This is a genomic window from Citrobacter sp. RHB21-C05, from assembly GCF_013889015.1.
GTDB classification, from domain to species: Bacteria; Pseudomonadota; Gammaproteobacteria; order Enterobacterales; family Enterobacteriaceae; genus Citrobacter_A; species Citrobacter_A sedlakii.
On the sequence record NZ_CP057611.1, the window covers coordinates 3244459 to 3257835 of the forward strand.

The following is a 13377-nucleotide window of genomic DNA, read 5'->3' on the forward strand; positions in this document are numbered from 1 at the left end:
CTGCGTTCTCCTCAGTGCGCATGCGCGGCGGGCGTGGATGTGTCAGGAGTGGACGCCGCTCGCATTCGATCCAGCGCGCCAGCGATATTCGCTTCGGAGTCAATCAAAAACAGACCGCTGGAAACCACGCTTTCCCCTTCTTGCAAGCCGGAACGGATTGCCGTTAATCCCTGCGATGACTGGAATACCGACACCCGTTTCGGCACAAAGCGCCCTTCGTTATCAACCGTAATCACCCGCTGTTCGCTGCCGGTGTCGATCAGCGCTTTTGTCGGGATCAGCAGCATTGGCTCGCTTTGGCTGTTAAGGCTAAGGAAAGCGTTCATGCCTGGCTTCAGCGCTTCGTCGGGGTTGTCCACTTCCAGACGCAGTTGCAGGGTACGGGTTGAGGCATCCGCACTCGGCAACAGCGTCCATTTGCGGAAGGTAAAATGCATGTCGGGACGGGCCGGTATGGTCAGGGAAAACTGCGAGGCGTCTTTAATCAGCCACGCAATGGACTCCGGCACGGCAGCCGTTACCCAGACCGGATTCATTCCCTGAATCCTCGCCACCACGTTATCTTTGCTGATGTTCATTCCGGCGCGTAAATCAAAGGCGGTAATCACGCCGTCGATCGGCGCGGTGAGGGTGAAGCGGGTCTGAATCTTGCGGGTGGTAATCAGGCGGCGAAGATCCGCTTCCGGCATGCCGGCCAGGCGCAGGCGTTCAAGGATCCCCTCAACCTGGCTGGCGGTTCCGCCTGTCTCCTTCAGCAGCAGATATTCACTTTGCGCTTCCACCCAGTCAGGAATGGTCAGCTCAAGCAGCGGCGCGCCCTTTTTCACTTTATCGCCGACGGTCAACGGCCAGACTTTTTCGATAAACCCGGCGGCGCGCGCCTGCATAATCGCATATTGATATTCGTTGTAGCTGACGTTCGCCGGGAAAGTCTGCGCAAAGGTCAGCGCCCCCCGGCGAACGACCCCGGTTTTCACGCCGAGGTTTTGCGTCTGTGTGGGGTCAATCCGCACGCCCGGCGCGGCGGCGTTTGCGCTTTCTTCATCGACGTATTTCGGCACCAGGTCCATATCCATAAAGGGCGATTTCCCCGGCTTGTCGAAGCGGGTATTCGGGTACATCGGGTCGTACCAGAACAGCACCTTGCGGGCGTCGTTTTGTGCGGTAGACGACGCATCGTCAGGCCCGCGATCGGCTGTGAAATACGCGTAACCGCCCACGGCGATAAGTCCGCCAGCCAGCATGCAGCCGATAATCAGCGCGATATTTTTCATGAGGTCATGCCCAACGTTGAAATAAAGAAAAATTACTGACGCTTAATGTCCTGCAATAACGAAAGATTCCCCTGCTGGACAAAATGAAAGGTGACGCTATCGCCTGGCGTGATCCCGTTAAGCTGCGTTTGTGGCGTGAGGGTAAAGCGCATGGTCATGGCCGGCCAGTTCAGCGCCGGGATCGGCTCGTGCGCAATGGTGACCTTCTTGCTTTCCCCGTCTATGGCTTTGACGACTCCCGTTGCGCTCACCACCGGGCTGTGTTCAGCGGCAATCATCCCGTCATGATGATGTTCACTGGCCTGAACATGGGCTGCCAGCACAGAGAAAACCGTTACTACGACTGCTTTAAAGAGATTGTTCATAAGTCACCTTTCAGAAGGAGTGAATTTTGCCGGACGGCGACTGGCGCCTGAACCGGCTACAGGAGGCCTGGCCCGCGGCGGGGGATTTATTCCACCCAGCCGCCGCCGAGGGCGGTATACAGTTTGATTTCGTTAACCTGGCGGGCGTAATTGAGGTCCAGCAACGTTTGTTGGGTTGAAAACAACGAACGCTCCGCGTCCAGCACGTCGATGTAACTCACCGCACCGTGGCGATAGAGCGCTCTGGCGCGTTGCAGGGTAATGTGCAGCGACGCGAGGTAGCGTTGCTGGCCGCGAATCTGCCCGGCCAGACTCTGGCGCAGCGCCAGCGCGTCAGCGACCTCTTTAAACGCGTTCTGGATTTTTTGCTCGTAATTGACCACCGACTGCTGTTGACGGATCTCGGCCAGATCGAGACTGGCCTGATTACGACCGGCATTGAAAATCGGCAGCTCCACCTTTGGGATGAAGCTCCACATGCCGCCCGCCGCGCTGAATAAGTTCGTCAGATCGCTGCTGCTGCCGGAAATGCCGCTGGTCAGGCTAATGGAGGGGAAAAACGCCGCCCGCGCCGCGCCAATATTGGCGTTCGCCGCCATCAGCGTATGCTCTGCCTCCATAATGTCCGGTCGTTGCAATAAGATGTGCGACGACAGCGCAGGCGGCAGGGTTACAGCATGGAGATCGCCCTCGCCAGCGGCGTTTTCCTCCGGTAGCCGGGCATAGGCGCCCAGCAGAAGCTGTAACGCGTTATTGGCCTGCGCCAGCTCCCCCTGACGTTTGGCGATGTCGCTGCGGGTGCTTTCAATAACGCCGCGCGCCTGTTCCAGCGCCAGCACATTACTGGTACCGGTGACCAGTTGCTTTTCCACCAGCGCATAAGAACGCTGATAATTGCCTAACGTTTCTTCGGCAACCCGAAGTTGAGCCGCCGCAAGTCGCTGACTGAAATAGCTTTGCGCCACGTTCGAAACCAGCAAAATATGGACCGCCCGACGGGCTTCTTCGCTGGCAAAAAAGTTTTGCCGGTCGGCTTCGCTCATGTTTTTCAGCCGACCAAAGAAATCCAGATCAACACTGAGATTCAGTCCCGCGTCGTATTCGCGGCTGGTTCCGCTGTCGCCCTTGAGATTTCCGCTCCAGCTTCCGCTGCCTTCTGCGTTCAACTGCGGATAGCGGTCGGCGTCGGTGACCCGGTACTGCGCCCTCGCCTCCTGCACTTTCAGCGTCGCCATGCGTATATCCCGGTTATTACGCAACGCCTCGCTAATAAACGTTTTGACTTGAGGATCAACGAAAAACTGCCGCCAGCCGCTGTCCTGATAGTTCGCAGGCGCGGTCATCAGACGGTTGTGGCTCAGCGAAAACTGCTGCGGCACCGGTAAGGCCGGGCGCTGGTAGTCCGGCGCCAGCGAGCATCCTGCCAGCAGCAGCGCCGTGCTGAGGGTAAAAAACCTGAATGTGCACATAAGCCTGATTAACATAAGGAAAGATGCGGGTCACTTTACCTGGCGCTCTCTGTTCAGTCGGTGACAGCAAAATGACAAAGCTGTCATTTTCCCGGAAGGCGATTGCTATCCGATCTGACTTCTCTAGAATTGGGACACGCCACGTCAACAGGCGGCGGAAGGAGGATGCGTTGAAGATACTGATCGTCGAAGATGAGAAAAAAACCGGGGAGTATCTGACCAAAGGGCTGACGGAAGCGGGCTTTGTGGTCGATCTTGCGGATAACGGCCTGAATGGCTATCACCTGGCGATGACCGGCGACTACGACCTGCTCATTCTCGACATTATGCTGCCCGACGTTAACGGCTGGGATATTGTGCGTATGCTGCGCGCTGGCGGAAAAGGGATGCCGATTCTGTTACTCACGGCGCTCGGCACCATTGAACACCGGGTGAAGGGACTGGAATTAGGCGCGGACGATTATCTGGTTAAGCCGTTCGCCTTCGCCGAGCTGCTGGCGCGCGTCAGAACGCTGCTGCGGCGCGGCGCCGCGGTGATTGTTGAAAGTCAGTTTCAGGTGGCGGACCTGAATGTCGATCTGGTCAGTCGCAAAGTCAGCCGGAGCGGAATGCGGATCACTCTCACCAGCAAAGAGTTTACCCTGCTTGAGTTCTTTCTCCGTCACCAGGGCGAGGTACTGCCGCGCTCGCTGATCGCCTCCCAGGTGTGGGATATGAATTTCGACAGCGACACCAATGCCATCGATGTCGCCGTGAAACGTCTGCGCGGCAAGATTGATAATGACTTCGAACCCAAACTGATTCAGACCGTGCGCGGCGTGGGCTACGTGCTTGAGGTGCCGGATGCGCAGTAAGCGACCTTTTTCCCTGGCGACACGCCTGACTTTTTTCATCAGCCTTGCCACAGTCGCCGCTTTCTTTGCCTTCGCCTGGATCATGATCCAGTCGGTAAAAGTCCATTTTGCCGAACAGGACGTGAACGATCTCAATGAAATTAGCGCCACGCTGGAGCGCATACTCAGCCATTCCGATGAACCGGAATCCCGGCGGCTGGAGATTGTGCAAAATGTGGTTGCCGGTTATTCAAACGTCCTCATTGCGCTGGAGGACACCCGCGGGCGCGCGCTTCTGCATTCGCCTGGCGCGCCGGACATCCGGCAATTTCTCGCCACCGCCGAGCCGGACACCACCGTTCCCGGCGGCAACGTATGGCTGATCAACGGGCCAGCGAAGCAAATGACCGGACACGGCACCCACGCCAGCTGGCGCATGATCCGCCTGCCGGTCGGTCCGCAGATTGACGGTAAACCGGCATATACTCTGTACATGGCGTTGTCGATCGACTTTCACCTCCATTACATTAACGATCTGAAAAACAAGCTGGTCATGACCGCGTCGATCATTAGCCTGGTGATCGTCTTTCTGGTTTTATTCGCGGTCTATAAAGGACACGCGCCGATCCGCCGCGTTAGCCGACAGATCCAGAACATTACCTCGAAAGATCTCGACGTTCGCCTTGACCCGCAAAATGTCCCCATTGAGCTGGAACGACTGGTGCTCTCTTTCAACCACATGCTGGAACGCATTGAAGATGTCTTTACCCGCCAGTCTAATTTTTCTGCCGACATCGCGCATGAGATCCGCACGCCCATCACCAACCTGGTGACGCAGACGGAGATTGTTCTTAGCCAGCCGCGAACTCAAAAGGAACTGGAAGAGGTGCTCTATTCCAGCCTTGAGGAACTGAGCCATATGGCAAAAATGGTCAGCGACATGCTGTTCCTGGCCCAGGCGGATAACCACCAGCTTATTCCAGAGAAAAAAGCGCTTAATCTGGCCGAGGAAGTCAGTAAGGTGTTCGACTTTTTTGAAGCGCTGGCAGAGGAGCGTGGCGTCACGCTGCGCCTTGAGGGCTGCCCGTGCCATGTTTTCGGCGATCCGGGAATGTTGCGCAGAGCGCTGAGCAATTTATTATCAAACGCGTTGCGTCATACGCCTGGCGGCGAAACCGTCATCGTCAGGCTAAAAGAGATTGACGATCGGGTGCGCATTGAGGTTGAAAACCCGGGAACGCCGGTTGCGGCGGAACATCTGCCGCGTCTGTTTGATCGTTTCTATCGCGTGGACCCCTCCCGCCAGCGCAAGGGCGAAGGCAGCGGCATAGGCCTGGCGATCGTCAAGTCGATTGTAACGGCGCATCACGGAAAAGTGTCGGTGACGTCTGACGCCCGCGCGACCCGCTTTACGCTGAGTTTACCGAAAGCGCTGCGCTGACAGGTCGCTACCGGTGGCGTCAGCGCTAAGAATCCTCCTAAATCAAAGAAGGCAATGGCGGTGAATTTTTAACCCACACAAAATTTTAACATTTCATACACATAGTGATATTGCCCGGCGGGCGATGTCCAACACGTCACGGCTCCTGACGTCACGGTTTTTCCTCCGCCCGCCTTTTCGTCAACCTATGACCACGCCAATGCGGTTACGCTAAATAATTCCACCTGGCGCACAATTTTTATTCTTCTTTGAAACAAAAAATCCGAAAAAAGGCATGTCTGGCCGCTGACTATTTATCCGGCAAATTATTAACAGAATAGCGTTATTACCGTCAGAATTTTGTGCGTGTCCGATCACGGTCATTATTGTTAATCGCACGTTGACATTTTTTAAATCGATAGAATTCAAATTATTGCAAAGCAAAAAAGGCCATTCTTATTTTTTATTGTGCATTAATTCACTGAATGTTACCGTCCTGACACCGATGAACAGCGTTCAGGATAATCAGGGAGGTTCGGTGAAGGTCTATGCATTATAACCTCCTGTGGCTTATTTGGGGGCTTTGGCTGTATCTCATTATTCATTATGGCGTGGGTGATCAACATTTTTACCTGACGATAAAATCGCGATGGAAAGTGATTGCCATAATTATTTTAACCTGTGGTTTATTTTATGCTGTTTATTTAATTTTATCATCGACGGGGATCAGAACCATGTTCAAACGCAAAGAGCAAAACACCACGTTTGCCGACACTCATGCAGACATCAACATCGCCTCTTCTCTTAACCCTTCTCAGGTTTCTTACCTCGGCGACGATGTGGAATTGACGGTAAAACCGACGCAGCAAAGCCCGCTGGAACCGTCGGTCGCCGTTATCCCGGAAACCTGTATTATTAAGGGCGAGCTTAACTCCACCAGCGATATTCACGTAAATGGCCGCATTGACGGTGTTATTCGCTCTGAAAAAACCGTTCATATTCTGAAAAGCGGTCACGTTGAAGGGGATATTATAGCCTATGCCATTGCCGTCGACGGCGTTCTGAATGGCAATTGTATCGGCGGCGAAGTCAGCATTAATGCGCAGGGAATGGTAAATGGTCAGGTAAAAAGTGACTCACTGGCCATTCATAAAAATGGCCGTTTTTACGGTAACTCTTTACCGCGCAGCGACGAAGAAGCGCAAAAAAATGAATTTATCAGCGCCATGGATGCGGTAAAGGAAAATACCATCGACCTGGCCAGTTTTTATAAAGAGTGACAGGAAGATATTCGCGCCGGATGGCGGCTTTGTGCTGTCCGGCCTGAATACCGCCAGGTAAACGCGCCAGGAAATGGCGCCCCCTGCAGGATTCGAACCTGCGACCGACGGCTTAGAAGGCCGTTGCTCTATCCAGCTGAGCTAAGGGAGCATCGAGAGAAAACAAACTGACATAAAACTGCCCGGTATTATACGTTCACCACTCTGGTGGTCAATGGCTTTCCTTTCAACTGCTTGAGTTATGAGCATAACCGCCGCCGTTCACCTCAAGAGCGGCCTGATTCCTGTCAAAAACTGCCGCGACCGTAAGCGGCGACTGACAACCGTCCTTACTTCTGACAAAATAGCCGCATCCCCTTCGACGTGAAATTACAGATGGAATCCTCTCTCTGATGGCAGCAAAGATTATTGACGGTAAAACGATTGCGCAGCAGGTGCGCTCTGAGGTTGCTCAAAAAGTTCAGGCGCGCGTGGCGGCCGGACTGCGGGCGCCAGGACTGGCGGTTGTGCTGGTAGGCAGTAACCCGGCTTCGCAGATTTATGTCGCAAGCAAACGTAAGGCCTGTGACGAAGTGGGATTCGTCTCCCGCTCCTATGACCTGCCGGAAACCACCAGCGAGGCGGAGTTACTGGAACTGATCGATACGCTGAATGCCGATAACACCATTGACGGTATTCTGGTGCAATTGCCGCTTCCGGCGGGTATCGATAACGTGAAAGTGCTGGAGCGTATCGATCCGGACAAAGACGTGGATGGTTTTCATCCTTACAACGTTGGTCGCCTGTGCCAGCGCGCGCCGCGTCTGCGCCCCTGTACGCCCCGCGGCATCGTTACCCTGCTTGAACGCTACAATATCGACCTTTACGGCCTGAACGCCGTCGTGATTGGCGCATCCAACATCGTGGGCCGCCCGATGAGCATGGAGCTGCTGCTGGCCGGTTGCACGACCACGGTGACGCATCGCTTTACCAAAAATCTGCGCCATCATGTCGAAAATGCCGATCTGCTGGTCGTCGCGGTCGGTAAACCGGGCTTTATTCCCGGTGAGTGGATCAAAGAAGGCGCCATCGTGGTTGATGTCGGCATTAACCGTCTGGAAAATGGCAAGGTGGTTGGCGACGTCGTTTTTGACGACGCGTCCGCGCGCGCATCTTACATTACCCCCGTGCCGGGCGGCGTTGGCCCAATGACCGTCGCCACTCTTATCGAAAACACGCTTCAGGCGTGTGTTGAATATCACGACCCACAGGATAACTAACATGGCGACATTTTCTTTAGGCAAGCATTCTCACGTTGAACTGTGTGATTTGCTGAAACTGGAAGGCTGGAGCGAAAGCGGCGCCCAGGCGAAAATGGCCATTGCGGAAGGACAGGTCAACGTTGACGGCGCAGTGGAAACCCGCAAACGCTGCAAAATCGTTGCCGGTCAAACCGTCAGCTATGCCGGTCAGAGCGTCACCGTCGTCGCCTGATGCCCTTTGCCGGACAGCGGTCTTCGCACCCTGTCCGGCGATGCTCCCCTTCCCGTCGAGTGACTTCATCGTCCCTTCACAGTGCGTTGCGAACATAGCGTTTTTTCATACGAAGCGAAAATATGCCAACGATTCTCACCCACGCGGCTGTCCCGCTCTGCCTCGGCTTAGGGCTGGGCACAAAAGTCATTCCCCCCCGTTTGCTGTTTGCCGGTATCGCGCTGGCGATGGTGCCGGACATGGATGTGCTCTCCTTTAAACTCGGCGTGGCCTACGGCAACGCGTTCGGCCATCGCGGCTTTACCCATTCGCTGCTGTTTGCTTTTGTGGTGCCGATACTGTGCGTGCTCATTGGTCGACGATGGTTGAAAGCCAGCCTGACGCGCTGCTGGCTGTTTCTTACGGTATCACTGCTGTCACACAGTTTACTGGATTCGATCACTACCGGCGGAAAAGGTGTCGGCTGGCTGTGGCCGTGGTCGGATGAACGCTTTTTTGCGCCGTGGCAGGTGATTAAGGTCGCGCCGTTCGCGCTATCGCGCTATGCCACGCCGTATGGCCATCAGGTGATATTCTCGGAACTGCTGTGGGTGTGGTTACCGGGGCTGATGCTGATGGGGATGTTGTGGTGGAAACGGCGATAAAAAGCCGGATAGCGACGCGTTACGTCTTATCCGGCCTGTAAATAACCTCAACCCGACAAACGTAAACGCCGCCGGGGATCTCCGTCTTACTTGCGACGCCAGGTGGTTCCCTGCGGTCCGTCTTCCAGGACGATACCCATTTCGTTCAGACGGTCGCGCGCCGCATCCGCCGCCGCCCAGTCTTTCGCTTTACGGGCATCCAGACGCTGCTGGATCAACGCTTCGATTTGGGCTACTTCGCCGTCATCCGCCTGCGCGCCGCTTTGCAGGAACGCTTCCGGCTCCTGCTCCAGCAGACCGAGCACAGCAGAAATTTTACGCAGATGCGACGCCATGGCATTGGCGGCTGCCATATCTTCCCCTTTCAGACGGTTCACTTCGCGCGCCATGTCGAACAGCACCGAATAGGCTTCCGGCGTATTGAAGTCGTCGTTCATCGCCTCAATAAAGCGCGTTTCAAAGGCCTCGCCACCGGCAGGAGCGACGGTTTTATCCGTTCCGCGCAGCGCGGTGTACAGCCGCTCCAGCGCTGAACGCGCCTGCTTGAGGTTCTCTTCGCTGTAGTTCAGCTGGCTGCGGTAGTGACCGGACATCAGGAAGTAGCGCACCGTTTCCGCATCGTAGTATTTCAACACGTCGCGCACGGTGAAGAAATTGCCCAGCGATTTAGACATCTTTTCGCGATCGACCATCACCATGCCGGAGTGCATCCAGTAGTTCACGTATTCGCCGTCGTGCGCACAGGTGGACTGCGCGATTTCGTTTTCATGATGCGGGAACATCAGATCCGAACCGCCGCCGTGAATATCAAAATGATTACCCAGCTGTTTGCAGTTCATGGCCGAGCATTCAATATGCCAGCCAGGACGGCCTGCGCCCCACGGCGACGGCCAGCTCGGTTCGCCCTCTTTGGACATCTTCCACAGCACGAAGTCCATCGGGTTGCGTTTGACGTCAACCACGTCCACGCGCGCCCCGGCCTGCAACTGATCCAGATCCTGGCGAGACAGCAGACCGTAGTTTGGGTCAGTCGGCACGTCGAACATCACGTCACCGTTGTCTGCGACGTAAGCGTGGCCTTTGGCGATCAGCTGCTCGGTGATCTCAATGATCTCGGCGATATGATGCGTCGCGCGTGGCTCCATGTCCGGGCGCAGAATATTCAGCGCATCAAAATCTTTGTGCATTTCCGCGATCATGCGATCGACAAGCGCCACGAAGCTTTCACCGTTTTCATTAGCGCGTTTGATGATTTTGTCGTCGATATCAGTAATGTTGCGTACGTATTTCAGCGTGTAGCCCAGAAAACGCAGGTAACGCGCCACCACATCAAACGCGACGAAAGTACGGCCATGTCCGATATGACAGAGATCGTAAACGGTAATACCACACACGTACATGCCGACTTCCCCGGCATGAATAGGTTTGAATTCCTCTTTTTGGCGCGTCAGTGTATTAAAAATTTTTAACATTGAAGGTTCCGTGTAAGACGTGTGTGGATCGTAAAGTCCGTATAATACCCATAATTCGGCATGGGATCAGCACACTTTGCAAGGTGATCACAGCCTGCGCTTATGCTATAACACACCCCTTACTCTGACCCTCATCGGGTTAAAGCACTTCTCTATCGGAACAGGATGCAAAAATGGTTACTTTCCACACTAATCACGGCGATATCGTAATCAAAACGTTTGATGATAAAGCGCCTGAAACAGTTAAAAACTTCCTGGACTACTGCCGCGAAGGTTTTTACAACAACACCATTTTCCACCGTGTGATTAACGGTTTCATGATTCAGGGCGGCGGTTTCGAACCTGGCATGAAGCAGAAAGCAACGAAAGAAGCGATCAAAAACGAAGCCAACAACGGTCTGAAAAACACCCGCGGTACGCTGGCGATGGCCCGTACTCAGGCTCCGCACTCTGCAACCGCGCAGTTCTTCATCAACGTCGTCGACAACGACTTCCTGAACTTCTCCGGCGAAAGCATGCAGGGCTGGGGTTACTGCGTATTTGCCGAGGTCGTTGAAGGCATGGACGTTGTGGATAAAATCAAAGGCGTCGCGACCGGTCGCAGCGGTATGCACCAGGACGTACCAAAAGAAGACGTGATCATCGAAAACGTGACCGTTAGCGAGTAATCGTGGCGACACTGTTTATTGCAGATCTTCATCTCTGCACGGAAGAACCGGCGATCACCGCCGGTTTTCTGCGTTTTTTAGCCGGAGAGGCCCGTCAGGCCGACGCGCTGTATATCCTCGGCGATCTGTTTGAAGCCTGGATCGGCGACGACGACCCTCTGCCTCTGCACCGGCAAATCGCGGCGGCAATCAAGGCGGTGGTTGACGCGGGCGTTCCTTGCTTCTTTATTCACGGCAACCGGGACTTTCTGCTTGGGAAACGCTTCGCGCGTGAAAGCGGAATGATCCTTTTGCCGCAGGAAAAGGTGCTCACGCTGTATGGCCGCCGGATACTGATTATGCATGGCGATACGCTGTGTACTGACGACCACGGTTATCAGGCGTTTCGCGCCAAAGTTCATCAGCGCTGGCTGCAAACGCTGTTTCTCGCCCTGCCGTTGTTTATTCGCAAACGGGTAGCCGCGAAAATGCGCGCGGGCAGCAAAGCCGCCAACAGCAGCAAATCGCTGGCCATCATGGACGTTAATCAAGATGCCGTTGTGGCCGGGATGGAAAAACATCAGGTGCAGTGGCTGATCCACGGGCACACCCACCGCCCGGACGTGCATACCCTTACCGCTAACGGCCAACCCGCGTTCCGCGTGGTGTTGGGCGCCTGGCACAGGGAAGGGTCGATGGTAAAAGTGACGCCGACAGACGTTAAACTGATCTCTTTCCCGTTTTAAATCTCCCCGCGAATTGCCAGTCTCATAAGTGACGCAACCGTTTTCCTTGGCGTATTTACATGCTATTCTCTGTGGCCTCAAAAGCAGCGTGTCCCGCACCACAGGAGTTTTCAGACGCATGTCTTCCCGCAATAACCCGGCGCGAGTCGCCATCGTGATGGGGTCCAAAAGCGACTGGGCTACCATGCTGTTCGCCGCCGAAATCTTCGATATTCTGAACGTCACACACCACGTTGAGGTTGTCTCTGCGCACCGCACCCCCGATAAACTGTTCAGCTTCGCCGAAAGTGCGGAAGAACACGGCTATCAGGTGATTATCGCCGGCGCCGGCGGCGCGGCGCATCTGCCGGGCATGATTGCGGCGAAAACGCTGGTGCCGGTGCTGGGCGTTCCGGTACAAAGCGCAGCGCTGAGCGGCGTCGACAGCCTCTACTCCATCGTGCAAATGCCGCGCGGCATTCCGGTGGGCACGCTGGCGATAGGTAAAGCCGGCGCGGCAAACGCAGCGCTGTTGGCCGCCCAAATTCTGGCAACGCACGACGACGCGTTACGTCAGCGTTTGCACGACTGGCGCAAGGCGCAGACGGACGACGTCCTTGAGAATCCGGACCCGCGAGGTACGGCATGAAACAGGTCTGCGTACTGGGCAACGGTCAGTTAGGTCGAATGCTGCGTCAGGCCGGTGAACCGCTGGGTATCGCCGTCTGGCCGGTTGGGCTGGACGCGGAACCTGCCGCCGTCCCTTTTCAACAAAGCGTTATCACCGCAGAAATTGAGCGCTGGCCGGAAACGGCGCTGACCCGTGAACTGGCGCGTCATCCCGCGTTCGTCAACCGCGACGTCTTCCCGATTATTGCCGACCGCCTGACGCAAAAGCAGCTTTTTGACACGCTCAACCTGGCGACCGCGCCGTGGCAATTGCTGGCCGATAAAAAGGAATGGCCCGCGGTGTTTGAACGGCTGGGTGAACTGGCGATCGTGAAACGTCGCGTCGGCGGCTACGACGGCCGCGGCCAGTGGCGACTGCGCGCGACGGAAACCGACCAGCTTCCGGCCGACTGCTACGGCGAATGCATCGTTGAACAGGGCATCAACTTTTCCGCTGAAGTGTCGCTGGTTGGCGCTCGCGCCTTCGACGGCAGTACGGTGTTTTACCCGTTAACGCGCAACCTGCATCAGGACGGAATTCTGCGTACCAGCGTCGCTTTTCCCCAGGCCAATGCGAAACAGCAGGCACAGGCCGAAGCGATGCTCTCCGCCATTATGCAGGAGCTGAACTACGTCGGCGTAATGGCGATGGAGTGTTTTGTCACGCCGGACGGCCTGTTGATTAACGAACTGGCGCCGCGCGTGCATAACAGCGGTCACTGGACGCAAAACGGCGCCAGCATCAGCCAGTTCGAGTTGCATTTGCGGGCTATTACCGGCCTGCCGATGCCAGCGCCGGTGGTAAACAGCCCGTCGGTGATGGTGAATCTGATTGGCAGCGAGCTGAATGCTGACTGGCTAAAGCTGCCGCTCGTGCACCTGCACTGGTATGACAAAGAGGTGCGTCCGGGGCGTAAAGTTGGCCACCTGAACCTGACCGACAGCGACACCGCGCGCCTGAGCGCAACGCTTGAAGCCCTCGCGCCGCTGCTTCCGTCGGAATACGCCAGCGGTATCGTCTGGGCGCAAAGCCAGCTCAACTAACACATTTAGTGCCAGGGGAAGGAAGTTTCCTTCCCCGTTTCCCCTCTACGCGCGTAAAATCC

General features: G+C 55.7%; 14 protein-coding genes and 1 tRNA gene. 10 read left to right on the forward strand and 5 right to left on the reverse strand.

Features of this window, described 5'->3' with window-relative positions:
* Window positions 1-11: 11 nt before the first annotated feature.
* The 3 genes from HVX72_RS15580 to HVX72_RS15590 form a co-directional block, all read right to left on the reverse strand.
* Window positions 12-1274 carry an efflux RND transporter periplasmic adaptor subunit gene (locus HVX72_RS15580; protein WP_181821840.1) on the reverse strand — a complete coding sequence of 421 codons (1263 nt, stop codon included), beginning with the start codon at window positions 1272-1274 and terminating at the stop codon, window positions 12-14.
* Between the two features lie 32 nt (window positions 1275-1306).
* Entirely contained in the window at window positions 1307-1639 is a 333-nt protein-coding gene (gene cusF, locus HVX72_RS15585) for a cation efflux system protein CusF (protein WP_060568962.1), read from the reverse strand.
* Between the two features lie 86 nt (window positions 1640-1725).
* Window positions 1726-3108, reverse strand: a complete 1383-nt coding sequence (locus HVX72_RS15590) for an efflux transporter outer membrane subunit (protein ID WP_181821841.1) — start codon at window positions 3106-3108, stop codon at window positions 1726-1728.
* A gap of 170 nt (window positions 3109-3278) precedes the next feature.
* Between HVX72_RS15590 and cusR the strand changes: the two genes are divergently transcribed.
* The 3 genes from cusR (at window position 3279) to HVX72_RS15605 (ending at window position 6641) form a co-directional block, all read left to right on the forward strand.
* Window positions 3279-3962: a copper response regulator transcription factor CusR gene (gene cusR, locus HVX72_RS15595; RefSeq protein WP_042285734.1), complete on the forward strand. Its 684-nt coding sequence runs from the start codon at window positions 3279-3281 to the stop codon at window positions 3960-3962.
* Window positions 3952-5382: a Cu(+)/Ag(+) sensor histidine kinase gene (locus tag HVX72_RS15600; RefSeq protein WP_181821842.1), complete on the forward strand. Its 1431-nt coding sequence runs from the start codon at window positions 3952-3954 to the stop codon at window positions 5380-5382. Before cusR ends, HVX72_RS15600 begins: the two co-directional genes overlap by 11 nt.
* Before the next feature lie 713 nt (window positions 5383-6095).
* Window positions 6096-6641, forward strand: coding sequence for a polymer-forming cytoskeletal protein (locus HVX72_RS15605; RefSeq protein ID WP_157845128.1), 546 nt, complete (start codon window positions 6096-6098; stop codon window positions 6639-6641).
* 74 nt (window positions 6642-6715) lie between these two features.
* On the opposite strand, the gene HVX72_RS15610 is transcribed toward HVX72_RS15605, so the two are convergent.
* A tRNA-Arg gene (locus HVX72_RS15610) sits at window positions 6716-6792 on the reverse strand.
* A gap of 241 nt (window positions 6793-7033) precedes the next feature.
* Here HVX72_RS15610 and folD point away from each other — a divergent pair.
* The 3 genes from folD (at window position 7034) to HVX72_RS15625 (ending at window position 8758) form a co-directional block, all read left to right on the forward strand.
* Window positions 7034-7900 (forward strand): bifunctional methylenetetrahydrofolate dehydrogenase/methenyltetrahydrofolate cyclohydrolase FolD, encoded by an 867-nt coding sequence (folD, locus tag HVX72_RS15615; protein WP_042285739.1) that lies wholly within the window; start codon window positions 7034-7036, stop codon window positions 7898-7900.
* Between the two features lies 1 nt (window position 7901).
* Window positions 7902-8114, forward strand: a complete 213-nt coding sequence (ybcJ, locus tag HVX72_RS15620) for a ribosome-associated protein YbcJ (RefSeq protein ID WP_042285741.1) — start codon at window positions 7902-7904, stop codon at window positions 8112-8114.
* Window positions 8115-8236: 122 nt separating this feature from the next.
* Entirely contained in the window at window positions 8237-8758 is a 522-nt protein-coding gene (locus HVX72_RS15625) for a metal-dependent hydrolase (protein ID WP_042285744.1), read from the forward strand.
* Window positions 8759-8844: 86 nt separating this feature from the next.
* Here HVX72_RS15625 and cysS read toward each other — a convergent pair whose 3' ends face one another.
* Window positions 8845-10230 (reverse strand): cysteine--tRNA ligase, encoded by a 1386-nt coding sequence (cysS, locus tag HVX72_RS15630; RefSeq protein ID WP_042285746.1) that lies wholly within the window; start codon window positions 10228-10230, stop codon window positions 8845-8847.
* Window positions 10231-10403: 173 nt separating this feature from the next.
* Between cysS and ppiB the strand changes: the two genes are divergently transcribed.
* From ppiB to purK, 4 genes are all read left to right on the forward strand, one after another.
* Window positions 10404-10898 carry a peptidylprolyl isomerase B gene (gene ppiB / locus HVX72_RS15635; protein ID WP_012904905.1) on the forward strand — a complete coding sequence of 165 codons (495 nt, stop codon included), beginning with the start codon at window positions 10404-10406 and terminating at the stop codon, window positions 10896-10898.
* A gap of 2 nt (window positions 10899-10900) precedes the next feature.
* A complete protein-coding gene (lpxH, locus tag HVX72_RS15640; RefSeq protein WP_181821843.1) occupies window positions 10901-11623 on the forward strand; it encodes a UDP-2,3-diacylglucosamine diphosphatase in 723 nt (240 codons plus the stop codon).
* Window positions 11624-11741: 118 nt separating this feature from the next.
* Window positions 11742-12251, forward strand: coding sequence for a 5-(carboxyamino)imidazole ribonucleotide mutase (gene purE, locus HVX72_RS15645; protein ID WP_181821844.1), 510 nt, complete (start codon window positions 11742-11744; stop codon window positions 12249-12251).
* Complete coding sequence (gene purK / locus HVX72_RS15650) at window positions 12248-13315, forward strand: 5-(carboxyamino)imidazole ribonucleotide synthase (protein ID WP_181821845.1); 1068 nt, start codon at window positions 12248-12250, stop codon at window positions 13313-13315. The genes purE and purK overlap by 4 nt, the downstream gene beginning before the upstream one ends.
* Window positions 13316-13377 lie beyond the last annotated feature (62 nt).